Genomic DNA, 13,322 nt, shown 5'->3' with positions numbered 1-13,322 from the left:
CCTCAGCCTTTTGCTTCGCGCTCAAGCAAGTCCCGCTTGCGCGCCACGCCCCAGCGGTAGCCTGACAGGCCGCCGTCACTGCGCACCACGCGATGGCACGGAATCGCCACTGCCAGGTGGTTCGCCGCGCAGGCCTGCGCCACCGCGCGTACCGCCCGTGGCGCGCCGATGCGGGCAGCGATCTCGGCATAGCTGGCGGTGCTGCCCGGCGGGATCTCTTGCAGCGCCTGCCAGACGCGCTGCTGGAAGGCGGTGCCGCGCACGTCCAGCGGCAGCGCCAGACCGGTCGATGGCGCCTCGACAAAGCCCACCACCTGCGCCACCAGTTGCTCGAAGCGAGCGTCCCCGCCGATCAGGTTGGCCCGCGGGAACTGGTCCTGCAGCTCCTGAATCAGCGTCTGCGGATCGTCGCCCAGCAGGATCGCGCAGACGCCGCGGTCGCTCTGCGCAACCAGGATCGCTCCCAGCGCGGACTGGCCGATGGCGAAGCGGATATCGGTGCCGGCGCCGCCGGCGCGGTAGCGCGACGGCGTCATGCCGAGTACCGCGTCCGCAGTCTCGTAGAAGCGGCTGTTGGAGCCGAAGCCGGCATCGTAGATGGCCTCCGTCACCGATTCGCTGCTGCCCAGTTGCGTGCGCAGCTTGCTGGCGCGGTGCGCGGCCGCGTAGGTGCGCGGAGTCAGGCCGGTCGCGGCCTTGAACAGCCGGTGGAAGTGGTAGGGGCTGACGCCGGCTGCGCGCGCCAGCTCGTGCAGCGCGGGCAAGGTGTCGGCGGCCTCGATGCGGCGGCATGCTTCGGCCACCATGGCGGCGTGCTGCGCGGCCAGCGCCGGTGGCGCGGCGCGGCGGCTTGGCCGGTAGCCTGCGGCTTCGGCCGCCGAGGCGTTGTCGAAGAATTCGACATTGGCGGGGTGCGGCAGCCGCGACTGGCTGCTGGGCAGGCAGTAGACGCCCGTGGTCTTGACCGCGTAGACGAAGCTGCCGTCGGCGGCGGGATCGCGCGCCAGCACGCGCGCCCAGCGCGGGTCGTTCTCGATGGCAGTGGCGTTGTCATGGCTGGCGGCGTTGCGGCGGGGCCCTGGCATGGATGCAGGCATGTCGATCCTCAGCTGGCGTCGTGGAAGATGATGCCGAGCGTGTAGCGCTGGCCCGCATGCAGCCGGCTGACGCCATGGCGCAGGTTGACCCGGTAGCTGCCCCGGCTGCCCTGCACGGGCCGCTGGCTGACGGCGAACACCACCGCATCGCCCTGGCGCAGCGACACCACTTCGGGGCGCGACTGCATGCGCGGGCGCTGCTCGGTCATCACGAACTGGCCGCCGGTGAAATCGCGTCCGGGCTCGGACAGCAGCACCGCCACCTGCAGCGGAAACACATGTTCGCCGTACAGGTCCTGGTGCAGGCAGTTGTAGTCGCCGGGGCCGTAGCGCAGCAGCAGCGGCGTGGGGCGCGACTGGCCGGCCTGGTGGCAACGCGCCAGGTAGTCCGCATGCGCGACCGGAAAGCGAGTGTCGAAACCCATGGCGGCGTTCCAGCGGTTGGCAACGGGCACGAGGCGCGGGTACAGCGCCGTGCGCAAGGCGCCGACGATGTCCGGCAAGGGATAGGCGAAGTACTTGTACTCGCCCTGGCCGAAGCCGTGCCGCGCCATCACGATGCGCGAGCGGTACAGCCCGTCCTGCTCGTAGCACGCGGCGAGCGCCCGGCATTCCGCTTCGGCCAGCAGGCCTCGGATGGCCGCGCAGCCATAAGCATCCAGCTCGCTCTCCAGCGTGGCCCAGTCGATGCCATCGATGCGCGCGCCAATGGCCGCTTGCGATGGCGGCTGGCGCCCGGTTTCCTGAGGTGCCGGCACGGGACGGCGCGGTCCGCCAGCCGCCGTCGCACGTGCCTGGGGACCCTGTGCCTGCTTGATCGTCACTGCCGTTCTCCGGTGTTGGCTTGCATGGTGCCCACTTTAGGCCCGGCAATCGGTCGTGGCACTCCGGGTCTTGCTTTTGAATTCTGCACGAGAAATTGCCTTGACAAGACAGATCTGTCTACAAATAATGAGACAGGTCTGTATCATTGTCGAGGCGTGACACTCGTGGACGACACAGGCCGCCACACCAACACCCTTCGCCTTGCTGGAGAAACCCGATGTCCGCACAACCCGAAATCCGCCCGCCACTGCCGCCGTTCACCCACGATTCCGCCGTCGCCAAGGTCCGCGCCGCCGAAGACGGCTGGAACAGCCGCGACCCGGAGCGCGTGGCGCTGGCCTATACCGTCGACAGTGCCTGGCGCAACCGTGCAGAGTTTGCCAATGGGCGCGCGGATATCGTCGCTTTCCTGCAGCGCAAATGGCAGAAGGAACTGGATTACCGCCTGATCAAGGAGCTGTGGGCGCACGACGGCAACCGCATCGCGGTGCGCTTTGCCTATGAATGGCACGACGATTCCGGCAACTGGTACCGGTCGTATGGCAACGAGAACTGGGAGTTCGATGAGGCGGGACTGATGCGGCGCCGTTTCGCCTGCATCAACGATGCGCCGATCCGCGACGCGGACCGCAAGTTCCATTGGCCGCTGGGGCGTCGTCCGGACGGGCATCCGGGCCTGAGCGAGCTGGGTTTGTAAGCGAAGACTGCTGTTGTGTCCTGCCTCTCCCGCACGCGGGAGAGGGCGCCAGACAATCGGCCAAGCCAGCGCTACTGCATCTTGTCCAGGTTGCCGATCCGCACCAGCATTTCCGTGAACATCTGCATGTCGAGGTTCAGGTCGCCCACTTCCTTGTACTCGCGCGCATTGTGCGCGGTGTACTTCTTGCCCGGCATCGCCGGCCCGAAGTTGATCGCATTGGGCATCAGCTTGGCGGTGGTGCTGCCCGCGGTCGCGACCGGCTTGGCTTCCAGTCCGGTAGTGTCGCCAAAGATATTCAGCAGCGTGGACAGCCAGGCGCCCTTGGGGTCGCGCGCCATCCAGTTGCCCTGGTCGTACTTGATCTCCACCGGCCCGTGCGTCGCGGCCCAGCCGAAGATGCGCTTGGTGATGCGGGCGCCCAGTTCGTCTGGCGTGCGCCCGCGCGGCATGCGCACGTTGGTGACCACGTCGACATACTCGCCGCGCTCGCGCACCAGCGTGGGCGACATCGTCAGCGGCCCCATGAAGGCATCGCGATATGCCACCTCCATCTTGTTGCCGAGGTAGTCCAGCCCGTACAGGTCGTTCAGGTAGCGCACCGCGTTAAGGTAGTGGTTGTCGGCAAGGCGCACGCCGCTGGCCTGCAGGAACAGCGCCAGCCGCGGCAGCGGGTTGACGCCTTCCTCCGGGCGCGAGCCGTGCGCGGATGCGCCGGTGACCTTGACTTCGACTTCATCGCCGTCGCGCTTCACGTCGATCGAGAATTTGCCGCGCGGCGCGTTGCGACGCACGAAGTCCGCCTTCGCCTGTTCGAGGGCCGCGGCCACCGCGGCGGCATCGCCGCCGGCAATGCGCGCGGTGGCGGTCTCGGGAATGGCATTGGCCGAGGCGGCGCCGCGCATGGCCACGATAACGGGGCCCTTGTCGTCTGCCTTGCCGCGTTCGGCCTTGCCGTCGGCCGACTTGATGCCGAACGAGACCGTCAGGGTGCCGGCGCCTTTCTCCGCGACCACGGCCGGGTACTTGCTGTCGAGCACGATGTTGTACTCCGGCAGCGGGGCGTGCTGGCGGTAGTACTTCATGCCGTCGCCGCCGGTTTCTTCGGTGGTCTCGATCATCAGGCGGATGGTGCGGTCCAGCGGCACGCCGCTTTCCTTGACGGTCTTCATCGCATACAGCACGGCGGCGATCGAGCCCTTGTCGTCGATGGTGCCGCGCCCGTAGAGCGCATCGCCGACTCGCGTCAGCCGGAACGGATCGAGGCGGGTGCCGTCGTCCAGCACCCATTCCTCGGCTACGGCCGGAACCACGTCGGCGTGCGTCAGGATGCCGAAGGTGTCCTTGCCTCCGCCAGCCAGCGTGACTTCGAACACGCGGTTGTCCACGTTGCGGTAGGCCAGCCCGAAGTCGCGCGCCATGCTTTCCACCAGCTTGCCGAACTCCACGATGGCGGGGTTGTCGTGCTGGGCGATCTTTTCATCGCGCACGGTACGCAACGCCACCATCTTGCCGATGGTGTCGATCACCGCCGCCTCGTTGTGGACGCGGTTGTAGACGCCCAGCAGGCGGCCGATATTGACCAGGTTGTCGCCGGCCAGCGGCGCCTTGGCTTGCCAGGCCGCCACGGCCGGGGCGGCCGCCGGCTCGGCCTTGGCGGCGGCGGCCATGAAGGCCTGCAGGTCGGCCGTCGCGGCGGTGCGGGGGCTGCTGACCAGCGCCTCGAGCGCCGGCTTCTTCAGGGTTTGCGCCTGCCCCGGGTGCGCAATCAGCAGCGATAGCGCAAGCAGGGCAGCCCACCGGCGTGGCGTCGGCCGGTGGTGCGGGCGGCAAATTGGGGTCATTGCAAAGCAGGGTGTCAGGTTGGATGCCGCATGATAGGGCACTCGCCAGGGTTTGCCGAAGAAATATGCCGGAGAATGCGCGCGCGCGGCGTGTCCCAGGCCGCAATAGCAGATTCCTATGAACTAATGATAGCTAAAAACAATTGGCTTGTTTGAAACGATGAATTGTACAAATCACATTCCGGTCGACAGAATGGGGCCTTCGCTGCAACACGCAGCCGAAACAACCGCATGAATCCAGACCAAGGAGTGATTCCGATGCTGCAATCCCGTGAAGGCCAACGCGTTCCCAATGTTTCGTTCCGCGTCCGTGAAGACAACGAGTGGAAGACCGTCACCACCGGCGAGCTGTTCAGTGGCAAGACCGTGGTCGTGTTCTCGCTGCCGGGCGCCTTCACGCCGACGTGTTCGTCCACCCACCTGCCGCGCTACAACGAACTGGCGCCGGTGTTCGCCAAACACGGCGTCGACGACATCCTGTGCGTGTCGGTCAACGATACCTTCGTGATGAACGAATGGGCCAAGGACCAGGAGTCCGAAAACATCACCATGATCCCCGACGGCAACGGTGAATTCACCGAAGGCATGGGCATGCTGGTGGACAAGGCCGACCTGGGCTTTGGCAAGCGCAGCTGGCGCTATTCGATGCTGGTGCGCGACGGCGTGGTCGAGAAGATGTTCATCGAGCCGGAGGAGCCGGGCGACCCGTTCAAGGTTTCGGACGCCGACACCATGCTGAACCACATCGCCCCGGGTGCGCGCAAGCCTGACCAGGTGGTGGTGTTCTCGAAGGTGGGCTGTTCGTTCTGCGCCAAGGCCAAGCAGCTGCTCGACGACAACGGCTTCGATTACATCGACGTGCCGCTGGACAACAAGGTGCGCGGCAAGGTGCTGGGCGCCGTGTCGGGCGAGATGACCGCGCCGCAGGTCTTCATCAACGGCAAGCTGGTCGGCGGCGCCGAGGCGCTGCAGAAGTACCTGGCCAGCTAAATGGCCAGCTTAGTGACCAGCTAAGCCGCCCGGATCCATTCGCTTCCGCTTGCGCGGGACCGGCAGTCGCCGGACCCGATGGCACCGTCTTGCCCGAGTTCGCTGGCAAGGGCAGGGCGGTGCCATCCAGCCCGTTGATTGACCTCTGATTCACGCCATGACAACCAAGGAACCGTACGCCATGACTACTATCCAGGCCGACGTCGCCGTGATCGGCGCAGGCACCGCCGGCCTTGCCGCCTACCGGGCCGCGATTGCCGCCGGCAAGCGCGCCGTGATCATCGAAGGCGGCCCGTACGGCACCACCTGCGCCCGCGTCGGCTGCATGCCTTCGAAGCTGCTGATCGCCGCCGCCGAGGCCGCGCACGAACTGCGCCACACCGCGCCGTTCGGCGTGCACGTGGATGGCCAGGTCCGCATCGAGGGCCGCGAGGTCATGGCCCGCGTGCGCGGCGAGCGCGACCGCTTTGTCGGCTTTGTCGTGCGCGGCGTGGAGAGCATCCCCGAAGCCGACCGGCTCCGCGGCTACGCCCGCTTTATCGACAACACCACGCTGGAAGTGGACGGCCGCACGACCGTGCGCGCCAGCCGCGTAGTCATTGCCACGGGCTCCAAACCTGCGCTGCCCGCACCGTTCCAGGCTTTTGGCGACCGCCTGATCGTCAATGACGATGTGTTCGCATGGGAAGAACTGCCGGGCAGCGTGGTGGTGTTCGGGCCGGGCGTGATCGGGCTGGAGCTCGGGCAGGCGCTGTCGCGCCTCGGCGTGCGGGTGCGCGTGTTCGGCGTCAGCGGTTCGCTCGGGCCGCTGACCGATCCGGCGATTCGCGCCTATGCGGCAAAGGCCTTCAACGATGAGTTCTACCTCGACCCGGATGCCAAGGTGAGTGAAATGGGCCGCGATGGCGACCAGGTGGTGGTAACTTATGCCGACCGCGAAGGCCGCAGCGTGACCGAGCGCTTCGACTACGCGCTGGCCGCCACCGGCCGCGCGCCGAATGTGCGTGGCCTGGGCCTGGAAAACACCGGCCTGGCACTGGACCAGCGCGGCGTGCCGGTGTTCGATCCCGAAACACTCCAGTGCGGCAATGCGCCGGTGTTTATCGCCGGCGACGCCAACAACATCCTGCCGCTGCTGCACGAAGCCGCGGACGAGGGCAAGGCTGCGGGAGAGAACGCCGCGAGCTATCCGCAGGTAAGGCGGCTGGCGCGCCGGGCGCCGCTGGCGGTGGTGTTCTCCGACCCGCAGATCGCGATGGTCGGCCAGCGCTACGCCGACCTGGCGCAACGCGGGGAAGGCAGCTTCGTCACCGGCGAAGTGAGCTTCGAAGACCAGGGCCGCAGCCGGGTGATGCTGAAGAACCGCGGGCTGATGCATGTCTACGCGGACAAGGCGAGCGGTCGTTTCCTGGGCGCGGAATGGATCGGCCCCCGTGCCGAAAACATCGCACACTTGCTGGCGTGGTCGTACCAGCAGGGCCTGACTATCGAGCAGATGCTGGGCATGCCTTTCTACCACCCGGTCGTGGAAGAGGGACTGCGTACGGCGCTGCGCGACGCGGCGGCCAGGCTTGCGGCATGACGGTTGCCCGCGATTGCTAGACAGGTCTGTCTGTCATAGTATGACGCATACGGGCCGGCGGCGAGGAAACGCCGCCGGCCCTGCCCATTTCCTCACCAGCCTTTCGCCGCGCCACCATGGCCAATCCGTCCGCCCGCGACCGCATCCTCGATACCGCCGCCCGCCTGTTCTACCAGGAGGGTTACCGCGCCACCGGCATCGACCGGATCATTGCGGAATCGGGCGTCGCCAAGATGTCGCTGTACCGGCATTTCGCTTCCAAGAACGAGCTGATCCTGGCCTTCCTGGAGCGGCGCCATGACGAGTGGATGGCCTGGTTCCGCGGCGCAGTCGAGGCCCGCCTGGCCGCGCGCCCGCATCTGGACGTGATTGCCGACGCACTGGCCGACTGGTTCGCCGCGGACTTCCGCGGCTGCGCCTTCATCAACGTGGTCGCCGAGGCCGGCGGCGATGCCCGCGCGGCTGAACAGGCTGCCGCACACAAGGAAGATCTGGCGGCGTTCATTGCCGATATCGCCACCCGGCTCGGGCTGAGCCAGCCAGTGCAGGTGGCGGAGGAAGCCATGCTGTGCGTTGAAGGCATGATCGTGCGCTACCAGATGCACCGCGACCCGGCGGTGATCGAGGCCGGAAGGCGGTTGCTGGGCCGCTTGCAGGGCGACTGAGCAGCTTGGCCACGAGGCAGCGACAGAAAGCTGTCCCATTGTGCGCCATTGCACTACGGCATCAACGGAAAATGTCTCTCCACTGACACATTCAGGTTACAATTCAAATGTAATTACGAATTGTTCGCATTCGTATTCGTAATCAGAGATTTCCACTGGCAATCCGTCGCCGCTTCCGGCGCACGGCACGCTACATTTCCGTTCCTGAGTGATGTCCTATCATCCGATCTCCCGGGCCAAGCCGCGCCTTGCCCGTTCCCGGCTGACGCCTCCCCGCGGCCTTTCACTGACCACCCTGGCCATTAGCCTGCACGCCGGCGGCGTGTTTGCCCAGTCGGCGGCCACACCCGAGGCCGCCTCCGGCGCGGCCGCCGAGCTGCCGGCCGTGACTGTGCGTGCCTCTGGCGCTGATGAAACTGCAACCGGCCAGGTGCACGGCTTCGTTGCCAGGCGCAGCGCCACCGCGACCAAGACCGATACGCCGGTGATGGAGACGCCGCAGTCGATCACGGTCATCACGCGCGACCGGATGGAAGCGCAGGGTGCGCAGTCGGTCCAGCAGGCTATCGGCTATACCGCCGGGGTCTATGCCGGGCCGTACGGCAATGACGCGCGCGGCGACTGGGGCAAGTTCCGCGGCACGGACTTCACGCAGTACCGCGACGGGTTGCTCAACCAGGTCGGCTTCTACAACAACGTGCGCGCCGACGTTTACGGGCTGGAGCGCATCGACGTGCTGCGCGGCCCGTCGTCGATGCTGTTCGGGCAGGGCGCGGTGGGCGGCATCCTGAACCTGGTCAGCAAGCGTCCGCAGGCCGAGGCCGCGCGCGAGGTCGGCGTGCAGTTCGGCAACTACAACCGCAAGCAGGTGCAGGCCGACCTGACCGGGCCGCTCGATGCCGAGGGCAAGTGGATGTACCGGCTGGTGGCGCTGGCGCGCGACAGCGACACGCAGGTGGACTATGTGCCCGACAACCGCTACCTGATCGCGCCGTCGCTGACATACCGTCCCAATGCCGATACCTCGTTCACGCTGCTGACCAATTTCCAGCGCGACGAAAGCGGGACCTCGGTCGGCTTTTTCCCGTGGCGCGGCACGCTCTATCCGAACCCGGGCGGGCAGATTCCCGATCACCTGTTCATCAGCGAGCCGGGCTATGACCGCTACAACGCCGAGCAGACCTCGGTAGGCTACGAATTCCAGCACAAGGTCAACGATGCGCTGACCGTCCGCCAGAACCTGCGCTACTCGCACAGCACCGTGGACTACCGCAGCATCTACGCCGCCGGTTTCACCGGCGCGACGCACGGCTGGGTGCCCGGCAGCAGCACGCTGATGCGTCGCACGGTTTACCTGAACCAGCCGACGCTGAATGCCCTCGTGGTCGACACGCAGGCACAAGGCAACTTCCGCACGGGCCCGGTCGACCATACGCTGCTGGCCGGCATGGACTACCAGCATGCCGAGATCACCGGCCGCTCGGGCGTGGGCGGCACCGCTGCGCCGCTGGATGTGTTCAACCCGGTCTACGGTAATTTCACGCTGCCTGGCACGCGCGACCTGAACCCCAGCAAGCAGATCCAGACCGGCGTGTACCTCCAGGACCAGCTGTCGTGGAACAAGTGGCTGCTGATGCTGGGCCTGCGCTATGACTGGTCGCGCGCGGCACAGGACAACACGCCTGCCGCCAGCCGCGAAGACAACGAACTGACCAAGCGCGCCGGCCTGATGTACCGCTCGGACATCGGCCTGAACCCGTATGTCAGCTACACCGAGTCGTTCCAGGGCCTGCCCGGCTTCAACCGCTCCAACCAGGCCTTCAAGCCGCTGCGTGGTTCGCAGTGGGAGGCGGGGATCAAGTACCAGCCGCCGGGCAAGAATGCTTCGCTGACGGTTGCGGCATTCGACATGCGCGAGAAGAACCGGAAGACGGCTGGCGTGGTCAACGGCATTCCTGACCAGGTGCAGGTGGGCGAAGCCCGCACGCGCGGCATCGAGGTCGAGGCATTGGCCTCGCTGACCAATCGCCTGGACCTGATCGCGACCTATACGTACCTGGATGCGCGCGTGATCGAAGGCAGCGCCGCCGAGGTCGGCAAGCGCCTGGCCAGCACGCCGTCGAACATGGCTTCGCTGTGGGCGAATTACCTCTTCAAGCTGTTCGGGCTGCCGGGCTTCGTGGCCGGCGGCGGCGTTCGCTATGTCGGCCCGAGCTACGACGGCACCGACCAGAACCGCGTCGGTGGGGTCACGCTGTACGACGCCATGATTGCCTACGACCACGGTCCGCTGCGCGTCGCGCTGAACGCCAACAACCTGTTCGACAAGCAGTTCCTGACCACCTGCCTGGCACGCGGCGATTGCTACTTCGGCGCGCGCCGTACCGTGGTCGGCAGCGTGACGTACCGCTTCTGACGCACCCTCTAGGCTGCCAGCGCGGTATCGATGGCGCGCTGCAGCCGCTCCATGCCGAAGGTCACATCCTGCACCGTGCCGTTGACGAAGAACGACGGCGTGCCCCGCACCCGGCAGCGCGTGCCGCCGTGCTGGTCGGCGCGGATGCGCGGCAGGTGCCGGTGCGTGGACATGTCTTTGTCGTAGCGATCGAGATCCAGGCCGGCCACGCCGGCGTAATGGCGCAAGGCGTCGGGTTTCAACCCCTGCGGGTGCTCGTAGAGCATGCGGTACATCTGCCAGAAGCGATCCTGCGCCGCGGCGGCCTCGGCGCACTCGGCCGCCGGCTCGGCGGACGGGTGCCAGTTGGCCATCGGGTAGTGCCGGTAGACAAAGCGCACCTGCGGGCCATAGTGCTCCAGCAGGATCTTCATGGCGCCGTAGGCGATGCGGCAGTAGGAGCATTCAAAGTCGCCGTATTCGACGACGGTGACCCTGGCGGTATCGGGGCCGACGGCATGGTCGGCGGCGGTGACGGCGACTTCCAGCATTGGCGTTCTCCGGTGCGTGCGCGGCAAGGCATGCGCGGATTCCGGTCGGGAGGTTCCAGTGTAGACGCCGCGGACGCCAGGCCAAGGACCCGGCAGCCAGCCGCTACACGCCGCGGTTCCGGAGGGCGGACCGGCTATGGCACGATCGACAGGAACAGGTAGGCAGCCAGGATCACCAGGTGCACGACGCCCTGCAGGATCGTGGTGCGGCCCATGCCCAGCGTCAGCGACGACACCACCAGCGTCAGCAACAGCAGCACCATGTCCTTCGGTCCCAGCCCCAGTTCGAGCGGCTGGCCGATCCAGATAAACACCGCCGCCACGGTCGGGATGGTCAGCCCGATGCTGGCCAGCGCCGAACCGAGTGCCAGGTTCAGGCTGGTCTGGATGCGGTCCGCGCGCGCGGCGCGCAGTGCCGCCAGCCCCTCGGGCAGCAGCACCATGGCGGCAATCACGATCCCTACCACCGCGGCCGGCGCACCCGCCTTCAGCACTGCCGCCTCGACCGACGGCGACAGCAGCTTGGCCAGGCCCACGACCAGCACCAGGCAAGCCACCAGCAGCACGCCGCTGGCCAGCGCCACGCGCGTGGGCGGCGGCGGCGCATGCTCGTTCTCGTCCGAACTGCCTTCGGCCAGGAAATAATCGCGGTGCCGGATGGTCTGCACGAATACGAACGAGCCGTACAGCACCAGCGACATCACGCCCGAGAACGCCAGCTGCGCCGGCGTCAGCACCGGCCCCGGCGACGAGCTGGTGTAGTTGGGCAGCACCATCGTCAGCACCAGCAGCGCCGCCAGCACCGCCATGGCGGCATTGGCGCCTGGCGCCTGGAACGCCTGCTCGCGGTGGTGCAGGCCGCCGACGAACAGGCACAGCCCCACGATGCCGTTGCAGATCAGCATGACCGCGGCAAACACCGTATCGCGCGCCAGGCCGGCTTTCTCCGGCCCTGACGACAACATCACTGAGACGATCAGCGCCACTTCGATCACGGTCACGGCAATCGCCAGCACTAGCGTGCCAAACGGTTCGCCCACCTTGTGCGCGACCACCTCGGCGTGGTGCACGGCGGCAAATACTGCGCCGGCCAGCGCCACGGCCACCAGCGCGATCAGCCAGCCCTGGCCGGGCACCAGCCAGGCGAGGGCAAGCGTGGCCGCGGCAGCGACCGGCGCGCCGACGGTCCATGCCGGCAGCTTGTTGGAAGTGAGTGCCATCCCTGTGTGTCCTTTCTTGTCGTTATGCCGTGCCGGGCGGCACGGGCGTGCCAATGCAGGCACGCATGATAGCTTGGAGATATGCCGCAAACGCCACTTTAATGACTCTAGCAGCAGGGGTATGGCAAACGAGAAGGCTATGAGTTCCCGTTATTTGATAGAAATTCGCTGAAATTGACAGGGATTCAACGGCATTGGGAGAGTGGTGCCGGGCCGGAAGGTGTTCAGTTGGACCCTGGCGGATCGTCCTTGGCGGCGTAAGGCGAGTGGGCGGGCGGCCGCTCGCGCAGCGCCGGATGGTTACGCAGGATCCAGCGTGCGGCAACTAGTAGTGCGACCAGACACCCGAAAAAATACGCGCACAAGGCGACAACGTTTTGCATGGATTGACCCCGGGGATGTCGGCTCTTGTGGCCGGTGTGCGGGGCAGTATGCGCAGCATTCTTATCGCCCGACACCCTCTTGACGGAGGGCACGTGCCGTTCGATGCCGGCCCTGCCCTGGCTTGCACCGGCTTGGGCACGAATCAGTCGGCGTCCGGGATCGGAGCGCCGGTGATCTTGGGCGCCGGTTCTGCACGCATGGCCTCGGCGGGAAGCAGCTTCAGGAAGGTGCGGGCGACTTCGGGGTCGCGGCAGGCAAGCCAGTCGTCCCATTGCTCGCGCGGGAGGACGACCACTGAACGTTTCTCGTCGCCGGGCTTGTGGAAGCGCTCCATTACCGGATGCTGCGCGGAGTTCACCGTCAGCATGGTGAAGGACGGGGCCGCATCGGGCCAGCCGCGCCACAGGCCGGCGATGCCGAAGGCAGGCTCGCCTGGCAGCCAGACGCGCCAGCGCACCGGCTTGCCGGGCGGCCCGCCCGGCACCGCGTCTTCGGGGTAGGCGTACTCGTAGAAGGCCGTGGCCGGCACCAGGCACAGTTGCCCCTGCCGCCAGTAGCGGGCGAACGCCGGGCGCTCGCCGACGGTTTCGCTGCGTGCGTTGGTGGTGTCGTAGCGGCGCGAACCGGGCGGGATGCGCTGCCGTGGCACCATGCCGAACGAAGCCAGCTCGGCATGCCGAACACCGTCGTCCGTGGCGCGCACGATCGGCGCCAGGTAGTCGGGATAGGTTTCGGCCTTGAAGACGCCCGGCGGCGGCTCCACGCCGAAGATGTCGCGCAGGATCTGGCGCTGGACCGGGGCGTAGTTGGTGCACATGCGCTGACCTCCCTGGCGAAATGTCCGCCGTGATCGCCATATTGTCGCCTCGTAGTATCGTCGGCGCCGGGCCGCATGGCGTCAAGCGCACTGCGCGTTGCCCCTGGGCATGGCAAAAACCGTCAGGTGCGCTGGCGGATTCGGTTATTGCCCGCCGGCCCGGCACTGCCGCACACTGCTGCGGCTGTCGCGCCGCGCGGCACCGACGATCACAGACGATAACAGGCACCATGTCCCGGGCGGCGTCCGTGGCAG

General features: G+C 66.9%; 11 protein-coding genes. 5 read left to right on the top strand and 6 right to left on the bottom strand.

The annotated features are described in order from the left end of the window. Positions 1-2 precede the first annotated feature (2 nt). Together ada and J8I82_RS32900 are read right to left on the bottom strand one after the other, a co-directional pair. Entirely contained in the window at positions 3-1,097 is a 1,095-nt protein-coding gene (ada, locus tag J8I82_RS32905) for a bifunctional DNA-binding transcriptional regulator/O6-methylguanine-DNA methyltransferase Ada (protein WP_245180388.1), read from the bottom strand. Between the two features lie 8 nt (positions 1,098-1,105). Next, positions 1,106-1,855 (bottom strand): 2OG-Fe(II) oxygenase, encoded by a 750-nt coding sequence (locus J8I82_RS32900; RefSeq protein ID WP_209763860.1) that lies wholly within the window; start codon positions 1,853-1,855, stop codon positions 1,106-1,108. 284 nt (positions 1,856-2,139) lie between these two features. On the opposite strand from J8I82_RS32900, the gene J8I82_RS32895 reads away from it, so the two are divergent. Then, the gene (locus J8I82_RS32895; RefSeq protein ID WP_209763830.1) at positions 2,140-2,619 is read left to right on the top strand and encodes a nuclear transport factor 2 family protein; all 480 of its coding nucleotides are present in this window, start codon (positions 2,140-2,142) and stop codon (positions 2,617-2,619) included. Between the two features lie 71 nt (positions 2,620-2,690). Here the strand turns inward: J8I82_RS32895 and J8I82_RS32890 are convergent, their stop codons facing one another. Continuing rightward, a complete protein-coding gene (locus J8I82_RS32890; protein WP_245180387.1) occupies positions 2,691-4,463 on the bottom strand; it encodes a dipeptidase in 1,773 nt (590 codons plus the stop codon). 258 nt (positions 4,464-4,721) lie between these two features. Here J8I82_RS32890 and J8I82_RS32885 point away from each other — a divergent pair, with 258 nt between their 5' ends. The 4 genes from J8I82_RS32885 to J8I82_RS32870 all read left to right on the top strand — a co-directional run bounded on the left by J8I82_RS32885 (position 4,722) and on the right by J8I82_RS32870 (position 10,116). Beyond that, entirely contained in the window at positions 4,722-5,453 is a 732-nt protein-coding gene (locus tag J8I82_RS32885) for a glutathione peroxidase (RefSeq protein WP_209763829.1), read from the top strand. 181 nt (positions 5,454-5,634) lie between these two features. After that, entirely contained in the window at positions 5,635-7,035 is a 1,401-nt protein-coding gene (locus J8I82_RS32880; RefSeq protein WP_209763828.1) for a dihydrolipoyl dehydrogenase, read from the top strand. Between the two features lie 116 nt (positions 7,036-7,151). Then, positions 7,152-7,700, top strand: a complete 549-nt coding sequence (locus tag J8I82_RS32875; RefSeq protein WP_209763826.1) for a TetR/AcrR family transcriptional regulator — start codon at positions 7,152-7,154, stop codon at positions 7,698-7,700. A gap of 211 nt (positions 7,701-7,911) precedes the next feature. Next, positions 7,912-10,116 carry a TonB-dependent siderophore receptor gene (locus J8I82_RS32870; RefSeq protein ID WP_209763824.1) on the top strand — a complete coding sequence of 735 codons (2,205 nt, stop codon included), beginning with the start codon at positions 7,912-7,914 and terminating at the stop codon, positions 10,114-10,116. A gap of 8 nt (positions 10,117-10,124) precedes the next feature. Here the strand turns inward: J8I82_RS32870 and J8I82_RS32865 are convergent, their stop codons facing one another. The 3 genes from J8I82_RS32865 to J8I82_RS32855 all read right to left on the bottom strand — a co-directional run bounded on the left by J8I82_RS32865 (position 10,125) and on the right by J8I82_RS32855 (position 13,067). Then, positions 10,125-10,646 (bottom strand): DsbA family protein, encoded by a 522-nt coding sequence (locus J8I82_RS32865; RefSeq protein WP_209763822.1) that lies wholly within the window; start codon positions 10,644-10,646, stop codon positions 10,125-10,127. 134 nt (positions 10,647-10,780) lie between these two features. Beyond that, a complete protein-coding gene (locus J8I82_RS32860; RefSeq protein ID WP_209763820.1) occupies positions 10,781-11,866 on the bottom strand; it encodes a calcium:cation antiporter in 1,086 nt (361 codons plus the stop codon). 526 nt (positions 11,867-12,392) lie between these two features. Then, positions 12,393-13,067 (bottom strand): SOS response-associated peptidase, encoded by a 675-nt coding sequence (locus tag J8I82_RS32855; RefSeq protein ID WP_209763819.1) that lies wholly within the window; start codon positions 13,065-13,067, stop codon positions 12,393-12,395. Positions 13,068-13,322: the final 255 nt, after the last annotated feature.

Origin of the sequence: Cupriavidus consociatus, assembly GCF_017814975.1 — a bacterium.
GTDB lineage: Bacteria > Pseudomonadota > Gammaproteobacteria > Burkholderiales > Burkholderiaceae > Cupriavidus > Cupriavidus consociatus.
This window is presented reverse-complemented; position numbering and strand designations above follow the sequence as displayed.

Coding starts and splice junctions, on each gene's coding strand:
- J8I82_RS32865 (WP_209763822.1), bottom strand. CDS start 10,646: ATGCTGGAAGTCGCCGTCACCGCCGCCGACCATGCCGTCGGCCCCGAT.
- J8I82_RS32885 (WP_209763829.1), top strand. CDS start 4,722: ATGCTGCAATCCCGTGAAGGCCAACGCGTTCCCAATGTTTCGTTCCGC.
- J8I82_RS32860 (WP_209763820.1), bottom strand. CDS start 11,866: ATGGCACTCACTTCCAACAAGCTGCCGGCATGGACCGTCGGCGCGCCG.
- ada (WP_245180388.1), bottom strand. CDS start 1,097: ATGCCTGCATCCATGCCAGGGCCCCGCCGCAACGCCGCCAGCCATGAC.
- J8I82_RS32895 (WP_209763830.1), top strand. CDS start 2,140: ATGTCCGCACAACCCGAAATCCGCCCGCCACTGCCGCCGTTCACCCAC.
- J8I82_RS32855 (WP_209763819.1), bottom strand. CDS start 13,067: ATGTGCACCAACTACGCCCCGGTCCAGCGCCAGATCCTGCGCGACATC.
- J8I82_RS32870 (WP_209763824.1), top strand. CDS start 7,912: ATGTCCTATCATCCGATCTCCCGGGCCAAGCCGCGCCTTGCCCGTTCC.
- J8I82_RS32890 (WP_245180387.1), bottom strand. CDS start 4,463: ATGACCCCAATTTGCCGCCCGCACCACCGGCCGACGCCACGCCGGTGG.
- J8I82_RS32875 (WP_209763826.1), top strand. CDS start 7,152: ATGGCCAATCCGTCCGCCCGCGACCGCATCCTCGATACCGCCGCCCGC.
- J8I82_RS32880 (WP_209763828.1), top strand. CDS start 5,635: ATGACTACTATCCAGGCCGACGTCGCCGTGATCGGCGCAGGCACCGCC.